The following is a 13,141-nucleotide window of genomic DNA, read 5'->3' on the forward strand; positions in this document are numbered from 1 at the left end:
ATAGCGCGCACCGCAGCCGCGCCGAAAGGAAATCGACATGGGCTACTGGCTGGCGCCGCCGGGCAGCGCGAAGCAAATCGGGTTCGTGAAGCGATTCGATCCGCGCTTCTGGACCGTCAACTTCCCGCGACCGATGATGGCGTCCGTGGTGACGACCGCTCCGGACGCGCTTCGGGTGGACTGCGTCTTCTACCGCGAGGACGACCTGGCGGGGCTGATCTGGGAGGCGGAGGACCGGCACGACCATCCGCTGCTCGCTTATGAGACGGCGCGGGACTTTCGGGAGTGCCGGCTGTCGTTCCGGTGGCGGTCGGGGGGCGTGGTGCCGCTCGACGCGGTCAACGGTCCGACCTTGACGATCGAGGGGCGCGACGCGGACGGGCATCCACGCGCCTGGTATGTGCGGTTGTGGAATTACGCGGTCGGAACGCCGGAGGATGCGAGCGTCGCGATCGACTTCGCGCGCGTCGATGGCGGGTTCGTGCTGCCCGGAGAGGCGGACCCGGTCTGGGCGGGGGATGTCGACCGGATGTTCGTGTCGATGGTGCCGCCGGGCTATGACGGGGTCGACGCGGCGCTGCCCCAGGCGGCGGAGGGGTGGGTCGAGCTGACGGGGGTCGCCTGCGAAGGGCCGGGATCGGTGATCGCGATCGGCGACGCCGTGGTGCCGCCGCATGGAGCCGGGATCGCGGGGGGTTATGACGACAGCTATAATCTGACGCCCGCGCGGCTGCTGCGCCAGGCGCTGCATCTGGGCTATCGGGGCAGCCTGATCCATTATGTCGGCATGAGCCATTATTTCCGGTTGGGGCCGGACGGGATGGCGACGTTGGAGGGCGGCGCGCTGAACGTGGCGTGCGCGGCGTGGCACCGCGACTTCGCCGGGCGGGCGCGGGAGCTGGGGTACGAGCCGATCTGGTCGCTGAGCTTCGAGCTGTTCGACGCGCATTGCCCCGAGGGGTGGAAGCAGCGCGCGGCGGACGGCTCGCCCGCGCTGACGGGGTGGGTGCCGCCATCGACCCTGCTGTCGCCCGCCAATCCGCAAGCGATGGCCTATCTGCACGGCGTGGCGCGGGCGTTCCTGGCGATCGGGGAAGCGGCGGGGATCGCGCCCCGGCTCCAGATCGGCGAGCCCTGGTGGTGGGTGACGGGAGACGGGCGGCCGTGCCTGTACGACGCGGCGGCGGTGGCGGCGTTCGCGCCGGTGGCGGTGCCGAACGTGCGCGGCGCGCTGTCGACGGCGCGGCGCGCGACGCTCGACCGGGCGGGGGCGAGCCTGGCGGCCGCGACCGCGGGGCTGGTCGCGGCGGCGCGCGACGCGGCGCCGGGGTGCGAATGCCTGTTGCTCGCCTATCTGCCGAGCGTGCTCGACCCGGAGGCGCCCGAGATACGGCGCGCGAACCTGCCGATGGGATGGGCGCGGCCGGCCTTCGACGTGCTCCAGCTGGAGGATTATGACTGGGTGACGGCGGGCGACGCCGCGCGGACCGCCGCCGGCGTGGCCGAGGCGGGGGCGCGGCTGGGCTATCCGGTGGCTGAGCAGCATTACCTGTCGGGCTTCGTGCTCCGGCCCGAGGATCGCGGACAATGGGCGCCGATCGAAGCCTCGCTTGGGGCCGCGCGGAGGCGGGGCGTCGCTGCGGCGTTCGTCTGGGCGCTGCCCCAGGTGGCGCGCGACGGCTTCGTCAGATGGGATGGGGAGGACGAGATGCAGGCGTTCGACGATGTGCAATTCCCGCTGGCGCTGGGACGTGAGGTCGAGGTGGCGCCGGGCTTCTCGACGGCCGTGCTGACGGGGGCTGGCGGCGCGGAGACGCGCAACGCCGCCTGGGCGGAGGCGCGCACCACCTATGACGTGGGACCGGGAATACGGTCGGAGGCGGACATCGCGACGCTGCTCGCCTTCTTCCGGGCGCGGCTGGGGCCAGCGCGGGGATTCCGGTTGCGCGATCCGTTCGACTGGGGGGTAGCGGACGAGCTGCTGGGGGTCGGCGACGGGGTGCGGCTGCGTTTCGCGCTGGTCCGGCGCTATGGCGAGCAGGAGCGGCGGATCACGCGGCCGGTGGCGGGGAGCGTCGCGGTGCGCGTGGGCGGCGCGGCGGCGCAGGGCTTTTCGGTCGAGCCGGGCGGTGTCGTAATCCTCGACCAGGCTCCGGGCGTGGGGGTGGCGGTGCGGGCCGGGTTCCGGTTCGACGTGCCCGTGCGCTTCGCGGAGGATCGGTTGCGGGTGAGCTTGGCGACGTTCCTGGCGGGGGAGGCGGCGAGCGTGCCGCTCACCGAGATCAGGGAAGCGTAGCGGGCCGCCGACCCGGCCGGCGGGCGGCTTGGCCGACCCGTTCGACGTCACGGGGCGAGGCCGTCCTGGCTCCGGTGGGCGGGGGTGCGTGTTGAACGGGAGATGCGGCGGGGGTGGTGCGGGTGGTTTCACGGCCACCCACCCCCAGCCCCTCCCTGTTCCAGGGAGGGGAGCTAATATGGACTGGTTGCGGGAGGAGCTGACGACGCTGGCGTTCTGCTGGCGGGTGGAGCGGACGGACGGGGTGGCGATCGGGCTGACGTCGCACGACCGCGATCTGCTGGTCGACGGGCTGGTGCACCGGGCATCGCCGGGGATGACGCCCTCGGCGATCCGGCGCGAGGCGGGGCTGGACGCGGATACGAGCGATGTCGCGGGCGCGCTGAGCGCGGCGGCGATCGGGGAGGCGGACCTGCTGGCGGGGCGCTGGGACGGGGCGCGGGTGGCGCTGTTCGCGGTCGACTGGACCGACGCGGCGCGGCGCGTTGCGCTGGGCGAGGGGACGATCCGCGCGGTCGAGCTGGGCGATGACGGCTTCACCGCCGAGCTGCGCGGGCCGACCGCCGCGCTCGACCGGGCGGTGGTGGAGGAGACGAGCCCCGAATGCCGCGCCGAGCTGGGCGACCGGCGGTGCCGCGTGCCGATGGCGGGGCGGCGGCGCTTCGTGCGGGTGGTCGGGGCGGAGGGGCCGACCCTGACGGTCGATGCCGCCGAGCCGGCGGCGGACGCCTATGGCGGCGGGCGGCTGCGCTGGTTCGGGGGCGCCAATGCGGGGCTGGAGGCGGGGGTGGCGCGGTCGGCGGGCGCGACGCTGCGGCTGCGCGCGCCGCCGGCCTTCGCGGTCGAGGCGGGGGCGCTGGTCGAGTTGGTCGAGGGGTGCGCGAAGAGCCTGGCGGTGTGCGCGGGGCGGTTCGGCAATGCGGTGAATTTCCGCGGGGAGCCGTTCCTGCCGGGGATGGACCTGCTGACGCGCTATCCGGGCGCATGAGCGCGGCCGAGCGCGCCGAAGCCGCGGCGCTGGCGGCGGTGGGCGCGCGGTTCCGGCTGCATGGGCGGTGCACGGAGACCGGGCTCGATTGCGTGGGGCTGGCGGCGCTGGCGATGGCGGCGGGCGGGCATGAGCGCGCGGTGCCGACGGGCTATCGGCTGCGCGGGGGCGACCCGGAGGCGGTGCGCCGGGCGGTCGGGGCGGGGCTGGTGCCGTGCGACGGCGCGGCGCCGGGCGACCTGCTGCTCCTCCAAGCGGGGCCGGGGCAGCTGCACCTGGCGGTGCGGACGGGGCGCGGCATCGTCCATGCCGATGCGGGACTGGGGCGGGTGGTCGAGCGGCCGGGGGCGGCGCCCTGGCCGCTGCTGGGCGCGTGGCGATTGGAGGGCTGAGCGATGGCGACGGTGGTGCTGACGGCGGTGGGCGGCGCGGTGGGCGGGCCGATCGGCGCGGCGATCGGCAGCGTGATCGGGAGCGCGATCGACCAGCGGATCTTCGCGCCCAAGCGGCGCGAGGGGCCGAGGCTGACCGAGCTGGCGATCCAGACATCCTCCTATGGCACGCAGATCCCCAAGCTGTTCGGGACGATGCGCGTGGCGGGGACGGTGTTCTGGGCGACCGACCTGATCGAGCGGCGCGGGCGGTCGGGCGGCGGCAAGGGACGCGCGGCGACGACCGAGTACAGCTATTCGGCCAATTTCGCGGTGCTGCTGTCGGCCCGGCCGATCCTGGCGGTGCGGCGCATCTGGGCGGACGGCAAGCTGCTGCGCGGGGCCGCCGGCGACTGGAAGGTGCGCACGGGGTTCCGGGTGCATCCGGGCGGCGAGGACCAGGGGGTCGATCCTTTGATCGCCAGCGCGGAAGGGGCCGGCACGCCCGCGGCGCGGGGCTGCGCCTATGCCGTGTTCGAGGGGCTGGAGCTGGCGGATTACGGCAACCGCATCCCGTCGCTGACCTTCGAGGTGGTGGCGGATGCGGGCGCGGTGCGGATCGACGCGGTCGCGCGAGCGCTGGCGGAGGAGGTGGACGGCGCGGTGGGGGCGACGCTGGACGGCTTCGCCGCGTCGGGCGGGAGCGTGCGCGCGGTGCTGGAGGTGCTGGCGCGGGCGGGCGGGGCGAGCGTCGCGACGCGCGGGTCGCGGGTCGAGCTGCGCGACGCGCCGGGGCGGGTGGTCGAACTCGCCGATGCGGGCGTGGCGGCGGAAAGCCGAGCGGCGCGGCGCAAGCGGACGCTCGCCCCCGCCGACACCGTGGCACGGGTGGTGACGGTGGCGCATCATGATCCGGCGCGCGATCATCAGATCGGGGTACAGCGCGCCGCGCGGCCGGGCGGCGGCGGGCGTACCGAGGCGGTCGAGCTGGCGGCGGCGCTGGGGGCGGACGCGGCCAAGACGCTGGCCGAGGCGCTGCTGGCGCGGGGCGAGGCCGGTCGCGCGCGGCGGACGCTGTCGCTGGGCGCCGAGGGGCTGGCGGTGCGGCCGGGCGACGGGGTGCGGATCGCGGGCGAGACGGGGTTGTGGCGCGTCGCGTCGGTCGAATGCGAGCGGCTGGCGACGGCGGTCGAGCTGGTCGCGGTCGAGCCGGGCACGATGCCCGCCACGGCGAGCGCGGGGCGGGTGCTCGGGGCACCCGACCGGGTGGCGGGCGCGACGACGCTCCACGCGTTCGAGCGGCCGGCGGAGGGGGAGCGGGGCGCGGGACCGCGGCTGACGATCGTCGCGGCGGGCGCCGCGGGGTGGCGCGGCGCGGCGTTGCTTTACTCGATCGACAACGGGGCGAGCTGGATCGCGGCGGGCGCGACGGCGGCGCCGGCGGTGATCGGTACGGTCGAGGTGCCGCCGGTGACCGCGCCGGCGACGCTGGTCGACCGGCGGTCGGCGGTGGTGGTCGCGCTGGCGGCGCATATGGAGCTGGGCGATGCGGATGACGCCGCGCTCGACGCGGGCGCGAACCTGGCGTTGCTGGGCGACGAATTGGTGCAGTTCGGGCGCGCGACGCCGCTGGGCGCGGGGCGGTGGCGGCTGGAGCGGTTATGGCGCGGTCGGTTCGCGACGGAGGGTGCAGGACCGGCGCAAATGGGCGCGCGCTTCGCGTTGCTGGAGGCGGAAACAGCCCGGACGGTGGAGCTGCCCGCCGAGGCGATCGGCCGCGAGGTGCGGGTGCTGGCGTCGGGCGTGGGCGACGCGGGCGGACCGGTGGAGGCGCGAGCGTCGGTGAGCGGGCGATCGGTGCTGCCGCTCGCGCCCGTGCCGCTGCGGCCGACGCTCAGGGCGGACGGCGGGGCGCGGGTGAACTGGATCCGGCGGAGCCGGGCCGGATGGGGCTGGATCGACGGCGTCGACGTGCCGCTGGGCGAGGAACGAGCGCACTGGGACATCACGGTCGTGCGGGCGGACGGAAGCGTGCGCACGGCGACGCGCGACGAACCGGTGATCGAGATCGACTCGGCGGAGCGCGCGGACGGGGCCGTGTCGGTGACGGTGCGCCAGCTGGGCGATCGGGGCTTCGGAGCCGCGGCGATGATCGTCGTGCCGGAGCGGGATGGGTGAGGAGGAACGGATGGAGCAGGACAGGACCCCGCGACTCGGGCTGCCGTTGCTGGCGACGGGTCAGGCGCAAAAGGAACTGACGCATAACGAAGCGCTGGCGCTGCTCGACCTGGCGGTCGGGAGCGCCGTGACGGCGGTCGGCCCGAACGCGCCGCCCGCCGCGCCCGCCATCGGCCAGGCCTGGATCGTCGGAACGGCGCCGGTCGGTGACTGGATCGGTCACGCGGGGGCCGTGGCCGGATGGACGGCCGCCGGGTGGCGCTTCGTGGCGCCGTTCGAGGGGCTAAGCGTCTGGATCGTTGCCGAAAAGCTTCATGCGCGATATGTCGCCGGCGCCTGGGTCAGGGGTGAGGTGCGTGCCGAGCGGGTGCTGGTCGGCGGCGTCGCGGTGCTCGGCGCGCAGGAGCCCGCCATCGCCGGAACCGGCGGCGGGACGGTGGTCGATATGGAAGCACGCGCCGTGCTGGACCGGGTTCTCGGGGCGTTGCGCGCGCACGGCTTGATCGCGCGGTGAGGCGGCGACGACGTCGCGCCGCCGGCGGGCTGTTGCCCCGGGGCAACAGTTCGGGCTTTTGTCGCCTTGCGTCGAAACCAACCGTCCGGTAGTGGGTTTGCTCTGTCCGTAGGGACAATCTGGAAAGGGGTTTTATATGCGGAAGCTTGCCGTTCTAATGGCACTCGCCTCCACCGCGCTCGCCTCGCCCACACTCGCCCGCGACAATGCGTGGTATGTGGGCGTCGAAGGCGGCGCGATGATCGTCGAGGATCTCGATTACGACGTGACCACCGCCGCCGGCGTGCGCACGGGTGACGCGCTGACGGTCGATCACGATTACGGGTATGATGTCGACGCCGTCATCGGTTACGACTTTGGCGGTTTCCGCCTGGAGACCGAGGTCGGTTACCGCAATGCGGTCGTCGACGGCTTCACCTCGACGTTGCGGCTCCCGGTCGTCACCGGCACCGGCGCCAATTCGTCGATCGGCGCGGGCCAGTTCAGCTATGGCGGCGGGCGCACCACCGCGCTCAGCTTCATGGTCAACGGCTTGCTCGACTTCGGCCCGGATGACGGGCTGCAGGGCTTTGTCGGCGGCGGCGTCGGTGTGGCGCGCGTCAAGGCCGACAGCTATGCGCTGAACACCAATGCCGATTTCCTCGACGATTCGGACACGGTGTTCGCCTATCAGGGTCTGGCGGGCATTCGCGCGCCGCTGACCGACACGGTGGACGCGACGTTGAAGTACCGCTTCTTCAACGCCGACAACGTCAAGATCATCAACTCGGTCGGCAGCCAGAACGAAACGCGGTTCCGGTCGCACTCGATCCTGGGTGGTCTGACCTTCAACTTCGGCGAGCCGCCGGCACCCCCGCCGCCGCCGCCCCCGCCGCCCCCGGTCGAGGCTCCTCCGCCCCCGCCGGCGCCGCCCGAGCCCGTCCCTCAGTGCTCGCCCGGACCGTTCATCGTGTTCTTCGAGTGGGACAAGTCGGACATCACGCCGGAAGCGTCGTCGATCCTCGACAACGCGGTCACCCAGTACACCAATTGCGGCAACGCGCAGGTCATGCTGGCCGGCCATGCCGACAAGTCGGGTTCGGCATCGTACAATGTCGGTCTGTCGCAGCGCCGCGCCGATGCGGTCCGTGGCTATCTGACCTCGCGGTCGATCCCCGAGGGTTCGATCTCGACCGAAGCGTTCGGCGAGAGCCGTCCGCGGGTCGACACCGCCGATGGTGTGCGCGAAGTGCAGAACCGTCGCGTGGAAGTCATGTACGGACCGGGCGCGGGTCAGTAAGACCGACGCACGACGTGCAACGAGAAATGGGGAGGTCGGGAAACCGGCCTCCCTTTTTCGTCGGGTGAGGAAGCGGCCGCGATGCGACTGCTTCCTCACCCGACCGGCCGACGACCGTCCGGCCGAACCGGATCTGTCGGTCGACGGCGCGGCTTCACCGCGACGTGGGTCAGGGGTATATGGGGTCGGGCCGGAACCCACGGCCTGTCGTCGACGGCCGTTCAGCAGGTCGCATCCGCACACGCGATCGCCGTCGCGTGAATCGCGCTCGATCGTCCGACGAGTTCAGGACTCCCGCGGACGGATAGACGAGCCGGTGCGCGCTGCCGCCCCGCTCGCGACCCGAGCCGAGCGACGACGCACGCCGTCGAACCGGTAGCCGACAGCGCACAGATGTTGCGCGACGGGTCAGGCGGGCGCGTACCAAGGCATGGGCGCGGTCCAGTAGCGCAGGCGTCCGACGCCTCCCGGGTCTGCTCGCTCGCCGCCAAGCGTCACATCGGCGGCGATCACCCCCTCCTTCCCGCCGAGCCGGGCCTGGATCTCGCCCCCACCGCTCACGATCGAGGACAGGCCGGGAAAGCGTGTCGCGAATCCCGCGACTTCATGATCGCCACACATGTTGGCCATCACCACGGGGACGTCGAGCGCGCGGGCATGATCTTCTGCCAACCGCGCGAGCATCGCGTCGAACGCCGCCGCGCCGTGCGCGCCGATCGGCCAGGCAGCGGGCGGGGTGGCGGCGGCGGTCGGTTGCAGAACCAAGGCTGGCGACGCCTGCGCGAGCGTCCGCAGCGGCCCGGCGAGATAGTTCTCGTAGCAGATGCCGACGCCGATCCGGCCAATGGCGGTGTCGATCCCATGGGGGCCGCGCATGCCCCGATATCAGCGCGCTTCGACCCAGGCCGGGCGCGATTTGCGGGCCACGCCCGCGATCTCGCCCCCGGGCGTGGCGAGCAGAAAGCTGTTGGGGAGATGATCGCCCGCGGCCTCGATCAGCGTCGTGCCGAGATGCAGGCGATAGCGGCGCGCGGCATCGCACAACCAGCGGGTGAGGGGTCACCGATCGGCTCGGCTTGCGTCCAGAGGCCGGCGCTCAGCACGTAACCGTTCAACGCCAGCTCGGGCAGCAGGGCGAGCTCGGCCCCTGCGCCGCGGCGCGGGCGAGCATCGCGTCCGCCTTTTCGCGGTTGCCGTCCACGTCCCCTGGAACGCACGCCATCTGGATCGTGGATCGCGGCGGCGCGCAAGGAACGGGCTTCGCGCAGCGACTCAGCCCGCCATGCCCGCGCTCAGCGCTGCTGCGAGCCACGCCGGACGCAGCGCGTCGCCGAGCGACTCGACGCGACGATGCTCGACCATCACGCCGAGCTCGGGATAAAGCGCGCGGGTGCGGTCCCCCGGATCGGCCAGCGGCGCGACGACGAGGCGGCGGTTGACCTTGGCGCGGTGGTGCATCCGCGCGGTATTCTCCTGGCCGACATAACAGCCCTTGGTGAAGCTGACCCCGTTCAGCTCGCGCGCGTTGCATTCCAGCCAGAGCGTCTCGCCCGAGCCGAGCTCGCCCACGCCCTCGGTCACGCCGAGCGACAGGCGGTGCGCGTGCCAGCCCCGCGCGGGAGTGCCGGCGGGCGCCAGCCAGCGAAAGCCGAGTTCCGCCAGGCGAGGGTCGTGCAGGCTGCCATTGTCGTGTCGCGACCAGTGGACGCTCAGTGGGTCGCGCCCGATCGTGATCGCGCGGCGCAGGCGATAGGCGCTCAGCCGCCGGGCGAGCGCATCGGCCTGCGCGTCCTCGCAATCGACGAGGATGTCGCCGCGATCGTCCCACAGGATGAAGTCGAACAGCGCCTTGCCCTGAGGGCTCAGCAGGCCGCACCAGAGCGGGGCTTCGTGGCCGAGCAGGCCCAGATCGTTGGTGACGAGCCCCTGGAGAAAGCCGCGCAGGTCTTCCCCGCTCAGCCGCAGCACGGCGCGGTCGGGGAGCATGCCGGGACTGGGATCGATCATGGCTGCCAATCTAAGGTGCGGGCGGGCGAAACCCAAATGTCGCGGTCGCGCTCTCGCTCGGCTAGGGAGGGGTCATGACCGACCGCCTGACGATCCGCCGCCCCGACGACTGGCATGTCCATCTGCGCGACGACGCGATGCTGAAGGCCGTGGCGCCCCATACCGCCCGGACGTTCGCGCGCGCGATCGTGATGCCCAACCTGACCCCGCCCGTCACGACCATGGCGGCGGCGAAGGCGTACCGGACCCGGATCGTGGACGCGGTGCCGGCGGGGGCGGACTTCACCCCGCTGATGACCTGCTACCTGACCGACGACGCCGATACGGGGGAGATCGTGCGCGGGCACGCGGAGGGCGTATTCACCGCGTGCAAGCTTTATCCGGCGGGCGCGACCACCAATTCCGCGCATGGCGTGACGGACGTGCGCAACATCCGCGGCTTGCTGGCGGCGATGGAGCGCGCGGGGATGCCGCTGCTGGTGCATGGCGAGGTGACCGATCCGGCGGTCGACATCTTCGACCGCGAGGCGGTGTTCATCGAGCGGGTATTGACGCCTTTGCTGCGCGACTTTCCGGCGCTGCGCGTGGTGATGGAGCATATCACCACCGCCGAGGCGGCCGAGTTCGTGGCCGGCCATGGCGACACCCTGGCCGCGACGATCACGCCGCAGCATCTTCACCTCAGCCGCAACGCCTTGTTCGAAGGAGGCCTGCGCCCGCACGCCTATTGCCTGCCCGTGCTCAAGCGCGAGCGGCACCGGCTGGCGGTGCGGCGGGCCGCCACGGGCGGATCGCCCCGCTTCTTCCTGGGCACCGACAGCGCGCCGCACGAGATCGGGCGCAAGCAATCGGGATGCGGGTGCGCCGGGGTGTTCAACGCGCCGTTCGCGCTGGAAAGCTATGCGGCGGTGTTCGACGAGGAAGGCGCGCTGGACCGGCTGGAGGCGTTCGCGTCGGTCAATGGGGCGGCGTTTTACGGGTTGCCGGTGAACGAGGCGACGGTCACCCTGGTGCGGGGCGGGGCGGTGGTGCCGGCGCGGATCGGCGAGGTCGTGCCCTTCCATGCCGGGGAGCGGATGGAATGGCGGCTCGCGGTGTAGCAGGGGCATCGCGGCGAAGCCGCGACGTCGGCCGGGCTTTGGCCCGACACGGGCAAAAAACCGTGTCGTCGGTCGCCGCCGCGCTGCGCCGGCCGGGCTTGCGCGAGTTTCGCGCCACTGTGGCGCAAGCCGCGCTGCGCCTTAGAACGGCACCCATTTCTGCTTCTCGCTGAAGCGCATATAGCCGACATTCACCCCCGCGCGCCAACCCACGCCCAGGCGCACCGGGATCAGCACGACATTGCCGCGCCGCAGATAGCTCGCGGCGAACCCGCCCACCGCATATAACCGTCCCTCGGCGGCGGGGAAGCGGCGGAACAGTTCCTGGCTGTCGTGGAGATTGTAGACGAGCACGAACACCTTGTCCGCGTCGCCGCCGAAATCGAACCCGATCGACGGGCCGGTCCAATAGACGGGGCGCTGCCCCTCGACCTTGTGGGTCATCACGCCGGAGCCATAGCGCACGCCGACGACGAACGCCCCCGCCGCCTCGCGGCCCGCGATATAGGCGTTGGGCTGGCCCTGGTCCTTGAGGATGCGCTCGATCACCCCGGCGAACCCGGCGACCCCCTTGCCGAACACACCCTCGCCGGCGGCGAGCAGATCCTCGCGTCGATAGGTATCGGCCGCGCGCGTCGCCGCCTCGGGCGCGAGCGTCTGCGCGGGCGCGGTGGATGCGGGCGCAGGAGCGACCTCGGCCGTTTCCGCCTCGACCGGCTCGTCGGGGACGCTTCGGAGCGGCGCCGGGTCGCGCGCGGGCGGGCGCGGCGCGAGATCGCCGTCGACGGGCTGGTTGGGGTCGACCGTGCGGACCTGTGCCGCGGCAGGCACAGACAGCGCGAGCGCGGCCATCCCCAAATTGATCATCCAGCTTCGCATCATCCACCCCCTGAACCGCCCGAGCAGGACGTTAACCAAGGCCGGCCTTGCCGCGCAATGAACGAATGCGGTCCGGGGCTCGGATATACGCCGGGCGGTTGATCGCGCGGGTCGCCCCGGCTATAGCCCGGCGCCTGCCGTGCCTGGAGACGTGGGTGAGTGGCTGAAACCAGCGGTTTGCTAAACCGCCGTGCGGGGTAAACCCGTACCGAGGGTTCGAATCCCTCCGTCTCCGCCAACCAGCCTCAGCAAATAGCGGAAGGCCCGCAACTGCGCGGCTTTCCGCGCAGTTCCGCGCCTTTCTCACCCCGAACCGGAGTGCGGAGAGGGGTTCAGCTACGCGTCACCCTCAAGACCCGCGCCTCGTTCTCCGGGCCTACCCGCGCCAGTACGGTTTTCCCTGCCATACGCTGCAAAGCCGAGAATTACGAAAATGCGGGCTGTTTGGCGCTTATCTGAGCAGATTAGTGTCGGCATAGCAGAGGCTTAGTGGCAGCTTACGCTTTGTCGGTCGGCAGCGTAAGATCCAGGTTTCGGCAGCGAACCGCGTCGGTCCCGGCACCGTAACTACCTCTGGAGCGCAGATGAAGGTCACAGCCAGGGCGCATCTGCCCCGCGAAAGTAAACTGCCAAAGACTGCCTACCGACGAAAGTAAAGTGACTGAACCTCATACAAGATAACAAGTAAATACCCGACATGTCGCGCAATGCGTATTGACGATGTTCGCAGCACACCCTAGATCCCGATCAGAAGCAGAGGCCATTAGTTTTCGGGTAGGCTGCTTCGTGTTCACGTGGCCGCCGTGATTGGAGGTCTTGTGAATGCGAAAGTCAGTGCTCCCGGCCAACAGATCGAACCGTTCCTCAGCCCAGTGCGAGTGGGAGGAGGTTGAGCTCGCCAAGTTGTCTCCAGCAGCGCGGCGTGTGCGCACGCATCCAAGCCACAAGCGCCGAACCGTGGAAGCCAGTATCCGCGAGTACGGCATCCTTGACCCAGTCACAATCAACAGCGCGGACGTCATCGTCGACGGGCACCTGCGCGTCGAGATCGCGCGCAAGCTCGGCTTCAGGACGGTTCCAGCTATCCGCATCGCTCACCTGAGTGACGCGGAACTGCGTGCCTACGCGATAGCCGCTAACAAGCTACCGGCGGTCGCAAACTACGACGTCGACGCGCTCCGCATCGAGCTGGAAGAGATCAAGGCGGACGCGCCCGCGCTCGACCTGACGCTGACTGGCTTTACCATTGGAGAGGTGGACCGGATCGCGGGCAACCACGCGGCCACTCGCTACGACGATCTCGACGACGACGAACCGCCGCCGACGGAAATCGCGGTCGCCCGCCGTGGTGACCTATATTCGCTGGGCGAGCACCAGCTGATCTGCGGAGACAGTCTCCTGCCCGGCACGTACGAGCGGCTGCTCGGCGCCGACGAGGTTGACTGCTGCTTCACCGATCCGCCTTACAACGTGAAAGGGCGCTGTCAGACCAACGTGACAAGCGCTCCTCGGCCCTGCTAGCCGGCGGG

12 protein-coding genes and 1 tRNA gene are annotated in these 13,141 nt (G+C 71.5%); 9 read left to right on the plus strand and 4 right to left on the minus strand.

The window, feature by feature from the left end; genetic code table 11:
* Positions 1–37: 37 nt before the first annotated feature.
* From VF592_RS02110 to VF592_RS02135, 6 genes are all read left to right on the plus strand, one after another.
* Positions 38–2,296: a DUF2460 domain-containing protein gene (locus VF592_RS02110; protein WP_331003947.1), complete on the plus strand. Its 2,259-nt coding sequence runs from the start codon at positions 38–40 to the stop codon at positions 2,294–2,296.
* 178 nt (positions 2,297–2,474) lie between these two features.
* Positions 2,475–3,284: a DUF2163 domain-containing protein gene (locus VF592_RS02115; protein ID WP_331003948.1), complete on the plus strand. Its 810-nt coding sequence runs from the start codon at positions 2,475–2,477 to the stop codon at positions 3,282–3,284.
* Positions 3,281–3,676, plus strand: coding sequence for a peptidoglycan endopeptidase (locus VF592_RS02120; RefSeq protein WP_331003949.1), 396 nt, complete (start codon positions 3,281–3,283; stop codon positions 3,674–3,676). The genes VF592_RS02115 and VF592_RS02120 overlap by 4 nt, the downstream gene beginning before the upstream one ends.
* A 3-nt stretch (positions 3,677–3,679) precedes the next feature.
* Entirely contained in the window at positions 3,680–5,833 is a 2,154-nt protein-coding gene (locus tag VF592_RS02125) for a phage tail protein (RefSeq protein ID WP_331003950.1), read from the plus strand.
* 10 nt (positions 5,834–5,843) lie between these two features.
* Positions 5,844–6,347: a DUF2793 domain-containing protein gene (locus tag VF592_RS02130; protein ID WP_331003951.1), complete on the plus strand. Its 504-nt coding sequence runs from the start codon at positions 5,844–5,846 to the stop codon at positions 6,345–6,347.
* A gap of 136 nt (positions 6,348–6,483) precedes the next feature.
* Positions 6,484–7,626, plus strand: coding sequence for an OmpA family protein (locus VF592_RS02135; protein WP_331003952.1), 1,143 nt, complete (start codon positions 6,484–6,486; stop codon positions 7,624–7,626).
* Between the two features lie 408 nt (positions 7,627–8,034).
* Here the strand turns inward: VF592_RS02135 and VF592_RS02140 are convergent, their stop codons facing one another.
* The 3 genes from VF592_RS02140 to VF592_RS02150 all read right to left on the minus strand — a co-directional run bounded on the left by VF592_RS02140 (position 8,035) and on the right by VF592_RS02150 (position 9,633).
* Complete coding sequence (locus VF592_RS02140; RefSeq protein WP_331003953.1) at positions 8,035–8,502, minus strand: nitrilase-related carbon-nitrogen hydrolase; 468 nt, start codon at positions 8,500–8,502, stop codon at positions 8,035–8,037.
* A gap of 9 nt (positions 8,503–8,511) precedes the next feature.
* Positions 8,512–8,670, minus strand: a complete 159-nt coding sequence (locus VF592_RS02145) for a hypothetical protein (RefSeq protein ID WP_331003954.1) — start codon at positions 8,668–8,670, stop codon at positions 8,512–8,514.
* Between the two features lie 228 nt (positions 8,671–8,898).
* Positions 8,899–9,633 (minus strand): folate-binding protein, encoded by a 735-nt coding sequence (locus VF592_RS02150; protein ID WP_331003955.1) that lies wholly within the window; start codon positions 9,631–9,633, stop codon positions 8,899–8,901.
* A gap of 74 nt (positions 9,634–9,707) precedes the next feature.
* Between VF592_RS02150 and pyrC the strand changes: the two genes are divergently transcribed.
* Positions 9,708–10,733: a dihydroorotase gene (pyrC, locus tag VF592_RS02155; RefSeq protein WP_331003956.1), complete on the plus strand. Its 1,026-nt coding sequence runs from the start codon at positions 9,708–9,710 to the stop codon at positions 10,731–10,733.
* A 141-nt stretch (positions 10,734–10,874) separates the two neighbouring features.
* Here the strand turns inward: pyrC and VF592_RS02160 are convergent, their stop codons facing one another.
* Positions 10,875–11,600 carry a DUF1134 domain-containing protein gene (locus VF592_RS02160; protein ID WP_331003957.1) on the minus strand — a complete coding sequence of 242 codons (726 nt, stop codon included), beginning with the start codon at positions 11,598–11,600 and terminating at the stop codon, positions 10,875–10,877.
* A gap of 157 nt (positions 11,601–11,757) precedes the next feature.
* On the opposite strand from VF592_RS02160, the gene VF592_RS02165 reads away from it, so the two are divergent.
* Together VF592_RS02165 and VF592_RS02170 are read left to right on the plus strand one after the other, a co-directional pair.
* A tRNA-Ser gene (locus VF592_RS02165) sits at positions 11,758–11,850 on the plus strand.
* A gap of 584 nt (positions 11,851–12,434) precedes the next feature.
* Positions 12,435–13,133, plus strand: coding sequence for a ParB/Srx family N-terminal domain-containing protein (locus VF592_RS02170; RefSeq protein WP_331003958.1), 699 nt, complete (start codon positions 12,435–12,437; stop codon positions 13,131–13,133).
* The last annotated feature ends 8 nt before the right edge of the window (positions 13,134–13,141 follow it).

It is taken from the genome of Sphingomonas sp. (assembly GCF_036388435.1).
GTDB lineage: Bacteria > Pseudomonadota > Alphaproteobacteria > Sphingomonadales > Sphingomonadaceae > Sphingomonas.

Bases quoted from the DNA above. Each gene is read 5' to 3' on its own strand.
- VF592_RS02150 (WP_331003955.1), bottom strand. From the start codon at position 9,633: ATGATCGATCCCAGTCCCGGCATGCTCCCCGACCGCGCCGTGCTGCGG.
- VF592_RS02125 (WP_331003950.1), top strand. From the start codon at position 3,680: ATGGCGACGGTGGTGCTGACGGCGGTGGGCGGCGCGGTGGGCGGGCCG.
- VF592_RS02170 (WP_331003958.1), top strand. From the start codon at position 12,435: ATGCGAAAGTCAGTGCTCCCGGCCAACAGATCGAACCGTTCCTCAGCC.
- VF592_RS02130 (WP_331003951.1), top strand. From the start codon at position 5,844: ATGGAGCAGGACAGGACCCCGCGACTCGGGCTGCCGTTGCTGGCGACG.
- pyrC (WP_331003956.1), top strand. From the start codon at position 9,708: ATGACCGACCGCCTGACGATCCGCCGCCCCGACGACTGGCATGTCCAT.
- VF592_RS02140 (WP_331003953.1), bottom strand. From the start codon at position 8,502: ATGCGCGGCCCCCATGGGATCGACACCGCCATTGGCCGGATCGGCGTC.
- VF592_RS02160 (WP_331003957.1), bottom strand. From the start codon at position 11,600: ATGATCAATTTGGGGATGGCCGCGCTCGCGCTGTCTGTGCCTGCCGCG.
- VF592_RS02110 (WP_331003947.1), top strand. From the start codon at position 38: ATGGGCTACTGGCTGGCGCCGCCGGGCAGCGCGAAGCAAATCGGGTTC.
- VF592_RS02135 (WP_331003952.1), top strand. From the start codon at position 6,484: ATGCGGAAGCTTGCCGTTCTAATGGCACTCGCCTCCACCGCGCTCGCC.
- VF592_RS02120 (WP_331003949.1), top strand. From the start codon at position 3,281: ATGAGCGCGGCCGAGCGCGCCGAAGCCGCGGCGCTGGCGGCGGTGGGC.
- VF592_RS02115 (WP_331003948.1), top strand. From the start codon at position 2,475: ATGGACTGGTTGCGGGAGGAGCTGACGACGCTGGCGTTCTGCTGGCGG.